At 66.7% G+C, this 16010-nt stretch carries 11 protein-coding genes; 6 read left to right on the top strand and 5 right to left on the bottom strand.

Annotated elements, in window-relative coordinates:
• Positions 1-197 precede the first annotated feature (197 nt).
• On the top strand, positions 198-3017 hold the full coding sequence (locus tag ACXU4B_RS06930; protein ID WP_458910871.1) for an autotransporter domain-containing protein: 2820 nt from the start codon (positions 198-200) through the stop codon (positions 3015-3017).
• A gap of 55 nt (positions 3018-3072) precedes the next feature.
• Here the strand turns inward: ACXU4B_RS06930 and ACXU4B_RS06925 are convergent, their stop codons facing one another.
• The 4 genes from ACXU4B_RS06925 to ACXU4B_RS06910 all read right to left on the bottom strand — a co-directional run bounded on the left by ACXU4B_RS06925 (position 3073) and on the right by ACXU4B_RS06910 (position 8317).
• Positions 3073-4230, bottom strand: a complete 1158-nt coding sequence (locus ACXU4B_RS06925) for an isovaleryl-CoA dehydrogenase (RefSeq protein WP_131408987.1) — start codon at positions 4228-4230, stop codon at positions 3073-3075.
• A 118-nt stretch (positions 4231-4348) separates the two neighbouring features.
• Complete coding sequence (gene yccS, locus ACXU4B_RS06920; protein ID WP_131408985.1) at positions 4349-6499, bottom strand: YccS family putative transporter; 2151 nt, start codon at positions 6497-6499, stop codon at positions 4349-4351.
• Positions 6500-6640: 141 nt separating this feature from the next.
• Positions 6641-7744: a Glu/Leu/Phe/Val dehydrogenase dimerization domain-containing protein gene (locus ACXU4B_RS06915; protein WP_131408983.1), complete on the bottom strand. Its 1104-nt coding sequence runs from the start codon at positions 7742-7744 to the stop codon at positions 6641-6643.
• Between the two features lie 249 nt (positions 7745-7993).
• On the bottom strand, positions 7994-8317 hold the full coding sequence (locus tag ACXU4B_RS06910) for a YXWGXW repeat-containing protein (protein ID WP_131408981.1): 324 nt from the start codon (positions 8315-8317) through the stop codon (positions 7994-7996).
• Between the two features lie 173 nt (positions 8318-8490).
• Between ACXU4B_RS06910 and ACXU4B_RS06905 the strand changes: the two genes are divergently transcribed.
• The 3 genes from ACXU4B_RS06905 (at position 8491) to ACXU4B_RS06895 (ending at position 13670) form a co-directional block, all read left to right on the top strand.
• Positions 8491-9117 (top strand): TetR/AcrR family transcriptional regulator, encoded by a 627-nt coding sequence (locus tag ACXU4B_RS06905; RefSeq protein ID WP_131408979.1) that lies wholly within the window; start codon positions 8491-8493, stop codon positions 9115-9117.
• Positions 9114-10046, top strand: coding sequence for an alpha/beta fold hydrolase (locus ACXU4B_RS06900; protein ID WP_131408977.1), 933 nt, complete (start codon positions 9114-9116; stop codon positions 10044-10046). Before ACXU4B_RS06905 ends, ACXU4B_RS06900 begins: the two co-directional genes overlap by 4 nt.
• Positions 10047-10199: 153 nt before the next feature.
• On the top strand, positions 10200-13670 hold the full coding sequence (locus ACXU4B_RS06895; RefSeq protein WP_131408975.1) for a methylmalonyl-CoA mutase family protein: 3471 nt from the start codon (positions 10200-10202) through the stop codon (positions 13668-13670).
• A 127-nt stretch (positions 13671-13797) separates the two neighbouring features.
• On the opposite strand, the gene ACXU4B_RS06890 is transcribed toward ACXU4B_RS06895, so the two are convergent.
• Positions 13798-13968 carry a hypothetical protein gene (locus ACXU4B_RS06890; protein ID WP_458910853.1) on the bottom strand — a complete coding sequence of 57 codons (171 nt, stop codon included), beginning with the start codon at positions 13966-13968 and terminating at the stop codon, positions 13798-13800.
• Between the two features lie 201 nt (positions 13969-14169).
• Between ACXU4B_RS06890 and ACXU4B_RS06885 the strand changes: the two genes are divergently transcribed.
• The gene (locus ACXU4B_RS06885; RefSeq protein WP_131410422.1) at positions 14170-14877 is read left to right on the top strand and encodes a polysaccharide deacetylase family protein; all 708 of its coding nucleotides are present in this window, start codon (positions 14170-14172) and stop codon (positions 14875-14877) included.
• Positions 14874-15986 carry a glycosyltransferase family 4 protein gene (locus ACXU4B_RS06880; RefSeq protein WP_131408971.1) on the top strand — a complete coding sequence of 371 codons (1113 nt, stop codon included), beginning with the start codon at positions 14874-14876 and terminating at the stop codon, positions 15984-15986. Before ACXU4B_RS06885 ends, ACXU4B_RS06880 begins: the two co-directional genes overlap by 4 nt.
• Positions 15987-16010: the final 24 nt, after the last annotated feature.

The following is a 16010-nucleotide window of genomic DNA, read 5'->3' as shown; positions in this document are numbered from 1 at the left end:
GGTAATTAGCCGATGGATTATCGCAGCCCGCAGCCAAATGCGGCAAACGAGGCTTACTTGCGACAGTGGCGCGAGCTTGCCGACATTTAGTTGCGTTTGTGTTGTGCCACTATCTGTGCGCTGCGCGCGACGTGGCCGAGGGGGCGCGCAACGGGACATCGATCGGACACGCGGTGCGGTGCGGGGGCACTATGAACATGCGCATGACGGGGTGGCGGCAGCGTCGGCTGACCGTGCTTGTGGCGATGACGCTTGGCCTCGTGGCTTGCGGTGGCGGAGGCGGCAATACCCGGCCGACGCAGACGACCCCGCCCCCCGCCACGCCGCCATCCACGCCGGCGCCGCCGTCGACGGTGGTGCCGCCGCCGTTCGATGCCCAGATCAGGCTGACCAATGCCAGCGCGGCGCATGCGGCGGGGTACACCGGCGCAGGGGTCACCATCGGCATCGTGGATACGGGCGTCATGGCCGGTCAGCCGGCGTTGGCGGGACGGGTGGTGGCCAGGCTGACTTATGTCGACCCCACCACCAACAACCTCAAGATCGACGACGTCAACGGCCACGGCACCTACGTGGCCGAGATCGCCGCGGGCATCCCGTTCCAGCGCTTCGACGGCGGCATTGCGCCCGGTGCCAGCATTGTTTCCGCGCGCATCCTCGACGACAACGTGCCCGACGACAACGGGTCCAGCGCACCGGCGCCGGTGACGAGCTCCGACGCGGTTCCGTTGAACCGGGTCAACGCCGACCTGATCACCAGCGGCGTGAAGGTGATGAACAACTCCTGGGGCGGGATCAGCTGGAGCGCCACCGATACGGCGACCACCAAGGCCTTCCACGACGCCTACAGTCCCTTCATCAACTCCTGGGGCGGGCTGGTGGTGTTTGCGGCGGGCAACGATGCGCAGGCCAGCCCCAGCTCCATCGCCGCACTGCCGAGCCTGGCGCCGGACCTCGAAAAGGGCTGGCTCACGGTCGTGGCCGTCAACAGCAACAACCCCACGCAGCTGGACAGCTACTCCAACCGGTGCGGCGTCGCGATGAATTACTGCTTGGCCGCGCCGGGCGACGTGATCGTCAGCGGCAAGAACGATACGGCCAGCAGCGTCAGCTACTGGATCATCGAAGGCACGTCGCTGTCGGCGCCGCAGGTAACGGGTGCGGCCGCACTGGTGTGGCAGGCGTATCCGTACTTCAGCAACGACCTGGTGCGCCAGACCCTGCTGGGCACCGCCGATCCGCTGGGCGGCTCGCAACCGAACCCGACCTTCGGATACGGCGAACTGGACGTGGGCAGGGCAGTGAATGGTCCCGCACAGTTCAACTGGGGCGACGTCACCGTCAGTTTCAGCGGCAGCTCGAGCTGGAACAATCCCATTTCCGGTGCCGGCGGCCTGATCAAGCAGGGCACCGGCACGCTGACGTTGACCCAGCCCTCCAGCTATACCGGCCTGACCCAGGTGCAGGCGGGCACGCTGGTGGCCCGCTCACTGGCATCCAGCGTGAATATCAGTGCGCCTGGCGTGCTGACCGGCACGCCGTCGGTCGGTGGCTCGGTCACCAACGCCGGCGTGCTGGCGGTCGGCGGCAGCGACGTCACCGTGGGCGGCAATTACCTCCAGCAGGGTGCCGGTCGCCTTGCCGTTTCGCTGGGCTCCGCGCTGCGGGTGGCCGGCACGGCGAACCTGGCCGGTGGCGACCTCTATGTCACGGGCGCCAACCAGGGCTACCAGGCCAATGCGCATACCGACGTGCTGACCGCCAATGCCGGCCTCACCGGCACGTTTGCAGCCCTCAACACGGCCACCGGTGTGCTGCTGACCGCGTCGCTCAACTACGGCGCCAATGACGCCTGGTTGAACGTGAGCCAGGTGAGCGCATCGGCGGTGACGGGCATGACCTACACCGCTGCATCGATCGGAGCGGCGCAGCGCGTGGACGGTGCGTTCGCGACGATCAATGCACAGGTCGGGCAGGGCAGTGGCTCGGCTGGCGGCACGCCGGTGCCGACCAGTTTCATCAGCGGTGCCGCCAGCCTGCAGCAGACGGCGACAACGGCTGCCTTGCAGCGGTCGCTGGAAAGCCTTTCCGGCCAGCTGCATGCGGCCAGCGCCGCCATGACGTTCGAGGCCATCGACGCCGGCACGCGCGCACTGTCCGATCACTTCGACGACTTGGTCGATACGCGGCGGGCCGGTGGCTGGGCGCAGACGCTGGGATACCACGGCAACATGAGCCGCAGTGGCTACGGCGAGGTCGGTTATGACCTCAGTGGCTGGATGGTTGGCCAGGACCGGCGCATCGGCGGCAACGGCGTGCTCGGTTTCGCCGTGAGCCAGAGCCAGGGCCTCGGTCGCCTGGCCGAGTATGCCGACCAGGGCCAGAGCCGCGCGGTCGAAGGCATGCTCTATGGCGGCTTCGTGCGCGACGCCTGGTACAGCATGGGGCGCCTTGGCTTCGGCAGCTATCGCGAAGACATGCGCCGTCACCTGGAACTGGGCAGCGAGGTGGCCGGTGTCGCCAGCGACACCAACGGGCGCTACGGCGTGGCCTATGGTGAAACCGGTTATCGCGCGACGCTGGGCGGCCTGCAGGTCACGCCGTACGCCAACCTGCAGTACGCACGCATCCAGCGCGACGGCTTCAACGAGTTGGGTGGCGACGGTTTCGGCCTGAAGTCGGGTTCGCAGACGGTGGAGCGCTGGCAGGCGGGCTTCGGCCTGCGCGCGGGCCACACCTGGCAACTGGCGGGCGGCGGCAACCTGAGCCTGCAGGGTCGCCTGCAGTGGCAGCAGGCGCTGGCGACCCGAGGCGACGCCTTCGATGCCAGCTTCACCGGCATCGACCAGTGGGCGCCCGTGGGTGGCATCGGCCTGTCGCGCTATCAGGGCCAGGCGGGCGTGACGCTGGACTGGACCATGTCCGCGCGCGCCAGCCTGCAGTTCGGCATGGATCAGTACGTCGGCCAGCGCGACCAGGGCATGATGGGATCGCTCAATTACCGGCTGAATTTCTGAGCAAGGCCTGGTCCCTCGCCCCTTCGGGACGCCGTGGGGGCGAGGGGGGCAGGGCTCACGCCTTGCCGTGGAACAACTCGCGCCCGATCAGCATGCGGCGGATCTCGTTGGTGCCGGCGCCGATCTCGTAAAGCTTGGCGTCGCGCAACAACCGACCGGCCGGAAACTCGTTGATGTAACCGTTGCCGCCGAGCGCCTGGATCGCCTCCAGCGCGACCGTCACGGCATTCTGCGACGCGTTGAGCAGGCACGCGGCCGGGTCGATGCGCGACTTCACGTTGTTGTCGAACTGCTGCGCGACCATGTACGCATAGCCGCGGGCGGACTGCAGCGCGGTGTACATGTCGGCCACCTTGCCCTGCATCAGGCCGAACGTGCCGATCGGCGCATTGAACTGCTTGCGCTCGCGCACGTAAGGCAGGGTGATGTCCATCGCCGCCTGCATCAGGCCGATCGGGCCACCGGAGAGCACCAGCCGCTCGGTATCCAGGCCGCTCATCAGCACGCGCACGCCTTCGTTCACTTCGCCCACGATGTTCTCGGCGGGAATCTCGCAGTCCTCGAACACCAGTTCGCAGGTGTTGGAACCGCGCATGCCCAGTTTGTCCAGCTTCTGCGCCGTGCTGAAGCCCTTCATGCCCTTTTCGACGATGAAGGCAGTCATGCAGCGGCTGCCCGCCGGGCGCGGCGCGGTGCGCATGTAGACCAGCAGCACGTCGGCGTCGGGACCGTTGGTGATCCACATCTTGGAGCCGTTGGCGACCCACACGTCGCCCTTCTTCTCCGCCTTGCAGCTCATCGAGCCGACCACGTCGGAGCCCGCGCCGGGCTCGCTCATGGCCAGCGCGCCGACGTACTCGCCCGAGCACAGCTTGGGAATGTACTTGCGGCGCTGCGCCTCGTTGCCATTGTGGAAGACGTTCTGCACGCACAGGTTCGAATGCGCGCCGTAGGAGAGGCCCACCGAACCGGAAGCGCGCGAGATTTCCTCCATGGCCACCAGGTGCGCGAGGAAACCCATGCCGGACCCGCCGTACTCCTCGGGAATGGTGATGCCGAGCAGGCCCATGTCGCCCATCTTGCGCCAGAGGTCGGCGGGAAAAAGGTTCTCGCGATCGATGTGATCGGCGCGAGGGGCGATTTCCTTCTCAGCGAACGCATGCACGCTCTCGCGCAGCAGATCGATTTCTTCACCCAGCGGGAACGGACGCATGCGAGCCAACTCCGGATTCAATCAAGGGGCAAATGGTAGCGCGCCGCCTGTAACAGGACGTTGCGCGACGCACAACATCGCCGGCGGTCACGCCTGCGAAAACCCGGATTCAGGCCTATCAATTCAAGGCATTGGCAAGTTCGGCAAGGCGATCGCGCTGGGTCATGACCTGGCCGAGCTGGCCGAGCACCAGGCGCGCCGCTTCATCGTTGCCACAGGAGGCGAGGGCGCGGGCAGCGGCGTCGTCGTCGGTCGTGGCTGCCGTCTGCAGGCCACCGGCGAGCGCGTCGGCGAGCTGGTCGAGTGCGTTGACGCCTCGCCTGCCTTCCTCCGCGATGGCTTCGCGGGCAGGGGCCGACAGGATCGCCTGGCGGTTGGCACCCAGCGCGGAGACCTGCCCCAACATGGTGTGCGCCTCGGCAAGGAAGCGCAGAGGTGTATCGCTGCCGCGCTGGTGTTGCCCGGGTTCACGCAGCATGTTGGCCAGCAGGTTGCTCAGCGTCGCGTTCGCGTTGTGCGCGTCGCGCCGTGCGATGCGGTAGTCGAGATCGTCGCGGCGACCGCTGGCGTACTGCGCAAGGATCCGTGCCATGTAACGCGCATCGGATCGCACGGTTTCAGCCAGTACGTCATGCAGGCGTCGGCCCTGCCAGTCGGGCAGGATCAGGCGCATGGCGAGGGCGGCGATGGCGGCGCCGATCAGCGTGTCGAGCATGCGCGGCCACATGACCTCGTAGCCGTTGCCCATCTGGTTGAAGCACAGCACCACCAGCAAGGTGATGGCAGCAGTGGCCGTGAGGTACCGGCGCAGGCGAGCCGCGAAGAACACCACGCCGGAGGCGACGATCAAGGGCATCTGCCACGGGCCGAACGGCAGCAGGCGCAGCGTGGCCCAGCCAAGCACCAGGCCGGCCGTCGTGCCGACCACGCGCTGTACCAGCCGTCGCGCCGTCGCGCCGTAGCTCGGTTGGCAGACCAGCAACGTGGTGAGCAGGATCCAGTAGCCGTGGCGCGGATGCACCAGGTGCAACACCACGTAACCCACCAGCAGCGCCACGGCCAGGCGCAGCGCGTGGCGGAAGCGGAACGAGCGCGGTGTGAGCTGCAGGCGTACGCGCTCCCACGCCTCGCCCAACGATTGCGGCCCTGGATTCTGCAGCAGGCCCTCCTGTTCCGTGGAAGGCATGCCCACCGGAGCCGCGCCCTCGAGCTGGCGGTGGATGGTGGTGATGTTGTTCACCAGTGCCTTCAGTGGACGCAGGAGGTGCGCCGCCGGCGGGCGCGGCTGCTCCTGCAGTGCGTCGATGGCACCGAGCAGGTCCTCCAGCGCGGCCTTCGCGACGGTATCGATGGGCGGCTTGCCCCGCAGGCGCAGGGCATCGGCACGCTGTCGGCAGGACTGGGCTTCCAGGCGCAACACGTGCTCGCAGCGGAACAGCACGTCGCTGTGGAACAGTGCCTCCGCCAGGTCGTCGTACGGATAATGGGACGAGCTGACGCGTTCGTGGATGTCCTGCGCCATGAAATACTGGCGCAGTCGTGCGGCGCTGCTTCCACGGGGACGTCGCGAGCCGATGCGGTCGATCAGTATCAGTCGCGTGTCGTTGAGCGCCTCGACCACGCGCTCGTTGCGCGTGGCCAGCGTCAGTTGCAACGCCTCGCGATCCACGCCGTGCACGGGCGTGAACAACGCGGCCTTGGCTTCGATGACGTCGGCCAGGGCGTCGAACACGCGCGCCAGCGACAGCCGCACCGCCTGCTGCGGAGCCAGCACGCTCCACAGCAGCGACAGCACGCCGTACCAGGCCGCACCGGCGAGCAACAGCAAGGGCTGGTGCCATGGATGAGGGGCGCTGGCGCCGACCGTGTCCGCACCGATCATGGTGTAGACGGACAGCAGCAAGGTGGACGCGGCGATGGTGGCGTAGCGCTCGCTGATCGCCCCCAGCATGACCAGCACGAAGGTGGAGGCCAGCAGGCCCAGGGCGAACAGCACCGGATAGGCAAACAGCCATTGCACGGAGAACGACGACACGGCGAAGCAGGCCAGCGTAAGCACCAGGGTGCTCAGCCGGCTGCGCCAGTGGTCTTCGGTTTCGGCCAGCGCGCAGGCGATCACGCCGAGCAGCAGCGATACCACCGCATCGATGTGCCCGCTGCCGTAGCACCACGCCACGGCGCCACCCAGCGCGAGCAGCACGCGCAGGCATTCGGCGTAGCGATCTGAGCCGCGCAGACGACGCCAGCGCTGGGTTAACGAGTCGGGCATGGCTACAGCATACGATGCCGACGGCTGCGCGCAGGGCGCACCCGTGCTGCGGTGGTGGTGCGGGGAGGGCCCTGGATTCCGGGGCTGCCCAAAAAAAAACGCCGGCACGGGGCCGGCGTTTCCCGGAGCTTGCAGTGCCGCTTACTGGCCGCGCATGCGACCGGCGAAGCGCGGGCCATGGTCGCCCATGCTCGGCAGCTTGATCTTGCCGATAGCCTCGATGCGCTCTTCGGCCAGGCGATCGGCCGCGCGATAGGTCGGCACGCCTTCGTTCTTGGAGATTTCGAAGATGCGACCCAGGTTGTAGTAGATCGTGCGCATCATGCGCATCGCGCGCTCGCGGTTGTAGCCGTCGATTTCCAGCGACACGTTCATCACGCCGCCGGCGTTGACGGCGTAGTCGGGCGCGTAGAGCACGCCACGGCGCTGCAGCTCGTCGCCGATGGCGTCGGTGGCCAGCTGGTTGTTGGCCGCGCCGCAGATGATCTTCGCCTTGATGCGGTCGATGGTCTGCTCGTTGAGCGTGCCGCCCAGGGCGCACGGCGAGTACACGTCGGCGTCGACGTCGTAGATCTCGTCCAGGCCCACGGCTTCGCAGCCCAGCTCGTCCACGCAGCGCTGCACGGCATCCTTGTTGATGTCGGTGACGAACACCTTGGCGCCCTGCTCGCGCAGCAGCTTGATGAACTCGCTGCCCACGTGGCCGCAGCCCTGCACGGCGTAGCTGTACTTGCCCACGTCTTCGTTGCCGTGCTTGACCTGCAGTGCGGCCATCAGGCCCTGCAGGGTGCCGAACGCGGTGAACGGCGACGGGTCGCCGGAGCCGCCATGCACCTGGTGCACGCCGGTCACGTATTCGGTTTCACGGAACACGTATTCCATGTCGTTGACGTCGATGCCGACGTCTTCGGCGGTGATATAGCGACCGTTGAGCGAGTTGACGAAGCGGCCGAACGCGCGGAACAGCGCCTCGGACTTGTCCTTGCTCGGGTCGCCGATGATCACGGCCTTGCCGCCGCCCAGGTTCAGGCCGGCCACGGCGTTCTTGTAGGTCATGCCGCGCGACAGGCGGAGCACGTCGTTGACTGCGTCCTGCTCGGTCTTGTACGGCCACATGCGCAGGCCGCCCAGGGCCGGGCCCAGCACCGTGTTGTGGATCGCGATGATGGCCTTCAGGCCGGCGTCCTTGTTATGGCAGAAGACGACTTCTTCGTGACCGGTCTTGGCGATGGTTTCGAAAATCATTGGAACGGTGACTCCACGAGTTGAGCGCCTGGGGACAGCGCTTCGGAATGGAGGCGGGAACGGTCCAGCGCGGTCCCGCCAAGGCTGAAAACGCCTGAAACTCAAACGCCCCAGCGGGGCTGGGGCGAAGAATTTAGTTCCCTATTGTAGTACGGGCCGGGGCAGGGCTGATGTCGCGCCGCATCAAAGCGCCGCCGTATGGCCCCGACCCCGCGTGCCGCCGGTGTTCGCGGCCGCGAACGGATGCCGTCAACGGCCCCAGTAACCGTCATGCATGCGCCAGCCGTCACGCGCATGCTCCCAGTGCGACGGGTGATAGACGTAACCCGGGCGGCCGCGCACCCAGTAGCCGCCGACCCAGGCGTGACGCTGGCCTTCCCAGCGCCAGTAGCCCGGTGCCCACACGTACCCGACGCGCGGCGGGGGCACCGCTTCATGGCGGGGCGGCGGCGGAGCGGCGTTGATGCCGACCGCGACCGAGACGCCGGCGGCGGCCGTCGGGGTGTAGAAGGCGCCCGCGCCGACGAGTCCAGGCACGGCGAGCAGGGCGAGACGTCGGGTGGTGCGCAGCATGAGGCGTTCTCCTGGCTTTGGCCGCACCGCGCGGCCCTGGCGCTGAAAACGGAAGCCTTCGATCCCTGTTGACGCCGGTATCCGGGCCGGTTCAGGCGCCAGGCTGGCGCCGAAACGAGGCCGTCACCGCTACCTCACTATAAAAGAACGAACGGTCGTGCTATTTTATGGCCATGAACGCTACTGCGACCACCGGCAAGCGCGCTGCCACGCGCGAACTCATTCTTGAACACGCCTATGAGCTGGCCCGCGCGGAAGGGCTGGAGGGCCTTTCCATCGGCGTGCTGGCCCAGGATGTCGGCATGTCCAAGAGCGGCGTGTTCGCCCACTTCGGTTCCCGCGAGGACTTGCAACTGGCCGTGCTCGAGGCCGGGCAGCTACGTTTCCTGAAAAAGGTGAAGTGGCCGGCGCTCAAGTCCCCGCGCGGTTTGCCGCGCCTGCGCGCGATCGTCGCCAACTGGGTGGAGTGGGCGCAGGAGTATCGCAACGGCTGCGTCTTGCTCACCGCTGCCGGTGAATACGACGGGCGCGAGGGCCCGCTGCACGACGCCGTGACCCGCCAGCAGGCGGGGTGGCGCGAGGAAATGTGTCGCGCCATCGGCCACGCGATCGAGAACGGTGAGCTGGATGCCGGCACCGATCCGGGCCAGCTCGCCTTCGAAATCTATTCGCTCATGCTGGGCCTGCATCACGATGCCGGCCTGTTTGGTTTTGAAGAAGCCCGCCGGCACACGCTGGCCGGCTTCGAACGCCTGCTTTCGAGCTATCGCCCCGATCCCAGCCAGAGGACAGCGCCATGACGCGCACTCACGCGGCCAGCAAACGCCACCATGCTTCCGGCGCACTCAAGCTCAGTGCGGTGCGCGCCACCTTTGCGCTGGGCAGCCGCCTGGCGCCCGCGCGCACGGTGGCCCGCGCGGCACAGCTGTTCGTCACGCCGTTCGCCAGCAGTCGCCAGCGTGCGTTGCATGCGGAGCCCGATGCCGCGATGAGGCAGGGTGAGCTGGACATCGGCGGGCAGCGCATCGCCACCTATGTATGGGGCGATCCGTCACGGCAGCCGTATGCGCTGCTGGTGCATGGCTGGTCGAGCTTCGGGTTGCGCTATCTGCCGTGGGTGCAGTCGCTGCGGGCGCTGGGTTATGCGCTGGTGGCATTCGATCAGCCGGGCCACGGCAAGAGCAGCGGCCAGACCTGCACCTTGCCCGATTTCGTGAACACCGTGCGCGAGGTGGGCAGGCACTTCGGCGACGCGGCGCTGGTCATCGCGCATTCGCTGGGCGGCACCGCCGCCGCGCTGGCCCAGGGCGAGGCCTGGCACGCGCAGAAGGTGATCCTGATTGCGCCCGCCGCCGATCCGGTCGACGCCACCCGCCGGTTTACCCGTTTCGTGCATCTTGGCAGGCACCTGAACGAGCGCCTGCACCAGCGACTGGAGGCCATGTCAGGCATCAACATCCATGACCTGCAGGTGCATCGCCACCTGTCCGCGCTCGGCCAGCCGGCGCTGATCGTGCACGACATGGACGACCACGACGTGCCCTGGGGCGAGGGCGAGCGCTACGCCCGCCACTGGCGGGGTGCGCGCCTGCTCAGCACGCAGGGGCTCGGCCACCATCGCGTGCTGGACGCGCCGGAGGTCATCGAGGCGTCGCTGGCCTTCCTGCGCGGCGAAGTGGTGGGCGAGCGCGTGGTGTCGTCGCCGAATCTGCCGTTTGGCGACCATTGATCGCGCGGCCTGACAATACCGGCGCGCACGGTTGCCGCGCCTGGAGGTGGCGCGGAAACGGGTTTCTGCACGAAAAATCGCGCCGCAACATGTTCCAAACGTAACCATCGACTAAAATCGGGAATTCGACGCAGACGCAGTTTCGGAGTCCCCATGAGTTCCCCCGCCCAGCACGTTTCCACCCGCGCCGCCCAGGCGGAGACCCGCCCCCTGCGTTTCGTCACCGCCGCCAGCCTGTTCGACGGCCATGACGCGGCCATCAACATCATGCGCCGCATCATCCAGTCGCAGGGTGCGGAAGTGATCCACCTGGGCCACAACCGCTCGGTCGAGGACGTGGTGCGCGCGGCGCTGCAGGAAGACGCCGACGCCATCGCGCTGTCGTCGTACCAGGGCGGCCATGTGGAGTACTTCAAGTACATGGTGGACATGCTCAAGCAGCATGGCGCCGCGCATATCCGCGTGTTCGGCGGCGGCGGCGGCACCATCACGCCGGAGGAGATCCGCGAACTGCAGGCCTATGGCGTGGAGCGCATCTACCACCCCAACGACGGCATGAAGCTCGGCCTCGTCGAGATGATCGAGGACGTGATGCACCGCACCCGCGCCGCGGCGATCAAGCGCGCCAAGGAAGAGGAAGCCACCACGGTCGAACCGCGCGTCGACATCGACGACGAAATCTCCATCGGCCACATGCTCTCGGCGATCGAGGAGGGTGAACTGGCGGATCCGGAGCTCGACCACCTGCGCAAGCAGTGGAAGATGGCCGGCAAGCAGACGCCGGTGCTCGGCGTCACCGGTACCGGTGGCGCGGGCAAGTCGTCGGTGGTGGACGAACTGTTGCTGCGCTTCCTGCACGCGTTCCCGCAGATGCGCATTGCCGTGCTGGCCGTCGATCCCACCCGTCGCCGCAGCGGCGGCGCCTTGCTCGGCGACCGCATCCGCATGAATTCGCTGCGCAGCCATCGCGTGTACATGCGCTCCATGGCGACGCGCCGCCAGCATGCCGCCACCAGCGCGGTGCTGCGCGATTGCATCGATTTCCTGAAGGCGCAGCCGTACGACCTGGTGATCGTCGAGACGGCCGGCATCGGCCAGAGCGATTCGGAAATCGTCGACCTGGTCGATTTTCCCACCTATGTGATGACCAGCGACTACGGCGCGGCCAGCCAGCTCGAAAAGATCGACATGCTGGACTTCGCCGAACTCGTCGTGCTCAACAAGTTCGACAAGCGCGGCGCCGAGGACGCGCTGCGCGACGTGCGCAAGCAGTGGAAGCGCAACCGCACGGCGTTCACGCTGACCGACGAGCAGGTGCCGGTGTTTCCCACCATCGCCAGCCAGTTCAACGACCCGGGCGTGACGTGGATGTTCTCCAACCTGTGCCGCCTGCTGCGCGACAAGCTCGGCCTGCCGGCGGATAAGTGGACGCCCAGGCTCGACACCACGCTGAAGGAGCCGCGCGCCACCGTGCTGATTCCCGGCAGCCGCGTGCGCTATCTCGCCGAGATCGCCGAGCAGGGCCGCGGCATCAACAAGGAAATCGAGCGCGAGGCCGAGTTCGCCAGCAAGGCGCAGCATTACTACGAGTCGCTGAAGGAACTGGGCGACGCGCAGCTGCCGCGCGCGCTGGCGCGCTACGAAGCCGGCGCGTTGCACGAAGAGGGCGTCGACCGCACGCTGCTCACGCTGCGCCAGCGCTACAACGAGGCGATCAAGGAACTCAGCCACCACGCCATCCACCTGCTGCATGAATGGCCGGCGCGCTACAAGTCGGTGACCGACGAGATCAACGAATACAAGGTGCGCGACAAGGTGATCCGGGTGGAGAACTACCGCGTATCGCTGAGCCACCAGAAGATCCCGAAGGTGGCGCCGCCCAAGACCAGGGACTGGGGCGACCTGCTGCGCTTCCTGATGCGCGAGAACCTGCCCGGTCATTACCCGTACACCGGCGGCGTGTATCCGTATCGCCGCACCGGCGAGGATCCCACCCGCATGTTCGCGGGCGAGGGCACGCCCGAACGCACCAATCGCCGCTTCCACTACCTGAGCCAGGGCGGCGCGGCCACGCGCCTGTCCACCGCGTTCGATTCGGTGACGCTGTACGGCGAAGATCCGGCACCGCGCCCGGACATCTACGGCAAGATCGGCAACTCCGGCGTCAACATCGCCTCGCTCGATGACATGAAGAAGCTGTATTCCGGCTTCGACCTCAGTGCACCGAGCAGCTCGGTGTCGATGACCATCAACGGTCCGGCGCCGATCATCCTGGCGATGTTCATGAACACCGCGATCGACCAGAACGTCGAGAAGTACCTGAAGGAAGACCCGGCGCGCTGGGCGGCGGCGCAGAAGCGCATCGCCGAACTGTTTGCCAACGGCGCGCGCCCGACCTATGCCGGCGACCTGCCCAAGGGCAACGAGGGCCTGGGCCTCGGCCTGCTCGGCATCACCGGCGACCAGCTGGTGGATGCCCAGACCTACGCACGCATCAAGGAAGACACCCTGCAGACCGTGCGCGGTACCGTGCAGGCCGACATCCTGAAGGAAGACCAGGCGCAGAACACCTGTATCTTCTCGACCGAGTTCGCGCTGCGCATGATGGGCGACATCCAGCAGTACTTCGTCGACCACAAGGTGCGCAATTTCTACTCGGTGTCGATCTCCGGCTATCACATTGCCGAGGCCGGGGCGAACCCGATCAGCCAGCTGGCCTTCACGCTCAGCAACGGCTTCACCATCGTCGAGTACTACCTCGCCCGGGGCATGAACATCGACGACTTCGCGCCGAACCTGTCGTTCTTCTTCTCCAACGGCATGGACCCGGAGTACACCGTGATCGGCCGCGTGGCCCGCCGCATCTGGGCGCGCGCGATGCGCGAGCGCTACGGCGCCAGCGCGCGCAGCCAGATGATGAAGTACCACATCCAGACCTCGGGCCGCTCGCTGCACGCGCAGGAGATCCAGTTCAACGACATCCGCACCACGCTGCAGGCGTTGTATGCGCTGTTCGACAACTGCAACAGCCTGCACACCAACGCGTACGACGAGGCGATCACCACGCCGACCGAAGAGAGCGTGCGGCGCGCGGTGGCGATCCAGATGATCATCAACAAGGAACTGGGCCTCAACTTCAACGAGAACCCCTGGCAGGGCAGCTACATCGTCGATGCGCTGACCGACATCGTCGAAGAAGCCGTCTACAAGGAATTCGACGCGATCAGCGAGCGCGGCGGCGTGCTCGGCGCGATGGACACCATGTACCAGCGCGGCAAGATCCAGGAAGAGTCGATGTTCTACGAGCACAAGAAGCACGACGGCAGCCTGCCGCTGATCGGCGTGAACACCTTCCTGCCCAAGGACCACGGCGGGGAGATCGCCACCGAGATCGAGCTCATCCGTTCCACCGAGGAAGAGAAGGGCCAGCAGATCGACAACGTGCTGGCCTTCGGCAAGGCGCGCAATGGCCTCGCTCCCGAAAGCCTCAAGCGGTTGCAGGACACGGCGCGCGAGCGCAAGAACGTGTTCGAGCAACTGATGGAGGCGGTGAAGTACAACTCGCTGGGCCAGATCAGCCACGCCTTGTACGACGTGGGCGGCGAGTATCGTCGCAACATGTAAGCGCGGTTTTCCGGCCTGCGCGTGCAGCCGCCCGTGGATGTCCTGCCATCACGGCGCGGCTGCAATCTCCTTCGAGGCCAGGGTGGTTTCGCCGCCCTGAAGCCGCCACGGCAGCGCTCGGCGCTCGTCACGCAACTTCGGCGCCGCGCAGGTTGTGCGTGTGCCAGCTCACATTCGTCGCAAGGGCGATAGCCAGGCTTGCGTCAGCCTGGCGAAAACCTTCGCGCATCGCTTGCCGGCGCCAGCGATGATTTCCCGACTTGCGCGCCTTCACATCGAAAGAAGATGCGAAGCCCATCCGGCGCATCGCGCGCCCGGCGCGACCAGCTAAGCCAATCGACAGCTTGAACGCTCACTATGCCTGCCAGCGTCACGGCGGGAAGGGGCGGGTGTTGTCACGACACCGTTCCGCCCCCCCGCGTCGCGTTCCAGAGGTGCGTAGTGATCGCGCCGATTCAGTCATGCGCCATCAGGACGTCCCGTGAAAATACCTATCCTGATGTACCACAACATCGCTGCTGCGCCGCGCGATCTGAAGGTCTATCGCAGCTTGTACGTTTCGCCCGCGTCGTTCGCCCGGCAAATGGGCCTGCTGAAGATGCTCGGTTATCGCGGCATGTCGATGTCGGACGCGATGCCCTATCTGCGCGGCGAAAGGCAAGGTCGTGTTGCGGTCATCACGCTGGATGACGGCTACGTCGACAACCTGGAGTCAGCTGCCGCGATCCTGCAGCAGCATGGCTTCACCGCGACCTGCTATGTCGTCAGCGGGTTCATCGGCCAGTACAACGCATGGGACAGCGAGCGGCTTGGCGTGCGCAAGCCGCTGATGTCGGTGGAGCAGCTGCGCGGCTGGCGCGCGGCGGGCATGGAAGTGGGTGCGCACACGCGCACGCACCTGCGGCTGAGCCAATGCGACGACGCGAAGCAACACGACGAAGTGCACGGTTGCAAGGTCGAACTCGAGGATCGCCTGGGCACGCGCATCACGCAGTTCTGCTACCCGTACGGCGACTACGACGAACGTTCCGTCGAGGCGGCCCGGCGCGCTGGTTTCGAAGCCGCTACCACCACGGATCGCGGCCGGGCAGACGCAGGGCGTTCGACTGATTTCTGGCGCCTGCCGCGCATACAGGTTGCGCGGCACCACTTGCTTGCGCAGGTGGCTGCCAAGGTGCTCACAGGTTACGAAGACAAACGAAAATGAAACTGCTTTTTGTCGGGACCAATCCCGAAAACACGGGTGCTGCCACGCACTTTGTCGCGCTCGCCAAGGCGATGGCGCGGGCCGGGCACCAGGTGGAAGCCGTCGCCTCGCGACGCGGACTGATCGGCGGCGGGCTTGAAACGGCACGCATCCCCACTATCTACAGCACGTTTCGCAATGCCTACGACCCGCGCGGCTACGCCGCGGTGCTGGGACGGTTGAAGGCGTTTTCGCCCGACTGGCTGGTCGGCAACTTCGGCAAGGAATACTGGCCGCTGATTGCATGTGGCCGCCTGACCGGCACGCCCGTCGCGCTGTTCCGGCATCGCACGCCGCGCATGAGCAAGATTTCCGAATACGGTATTCCGCGCCTGGCGCAGCGCTTCATTGCGGTGTCGGAATACGCACGCGATGCCTATCTTCGCTGGGGCGTGCCCGCCGACCGCGTGTCGATCTCGTACAACCCGGTGGACACCGAGCAGTTCCAGCCCGATCCGGCGCGTCGCCTCGCCGTGCGCCGCGAACTGGGCATCGACGACGACGCGATCGTCGTGGGCTTCGTTGGCCGCATGCACGGCGGCAAGGGCGTCACCACCCTGATGCGGGCAGTGAACGAGGCGATGGCTGCCGAGCCGCGCCTGCACGCCCTGTGGGTGGGCAACGGGCCGGAGGAAGGCGTGTTGCACGCGATGGCGGCGCAGGGCGGTTTCACCTATCGGCATCACTTCACGGGATGGGTGCCGGACACCTATCGCTATTGTTGTGCGATGTCGTTCCTGGCGTTTCCCTCGGTCGAGCCGGAAACCTTCGGTCGCGTTGCCATCGAGGCCCAGGCCTGCTGCGTGCCGGTACTGGGCAGTGATATCGGCGGCATCCCCGAGACGATGCAGGACCAGAGCACGGGTTATCTGATCGCGCCGGGCGACGTCGAGGCATGGCGAGAGGGCATTCTTGCGCTGTGCGACACCGAGCGCTGTATGTCGATGGGCACGGCCGCGCGCGCCTACGTGACCGAGCATTTTGGCCATGCCGCGGTCGCCCGCGACTTCGAGAGCTTGCTGCGCCATGGCACGGTGCCTGTGCACCATCTTGGCCACGCTGCGACCTAGCGCGTCCCGGGCAGGCCACGCGGT

The organism is Dyella soli (genome assembly GCF_054482295.1).
Note: the sequence above shows the minus strand (reverse complement) of the source record. Positions and strands in the feature narration are given on the sequence as shown.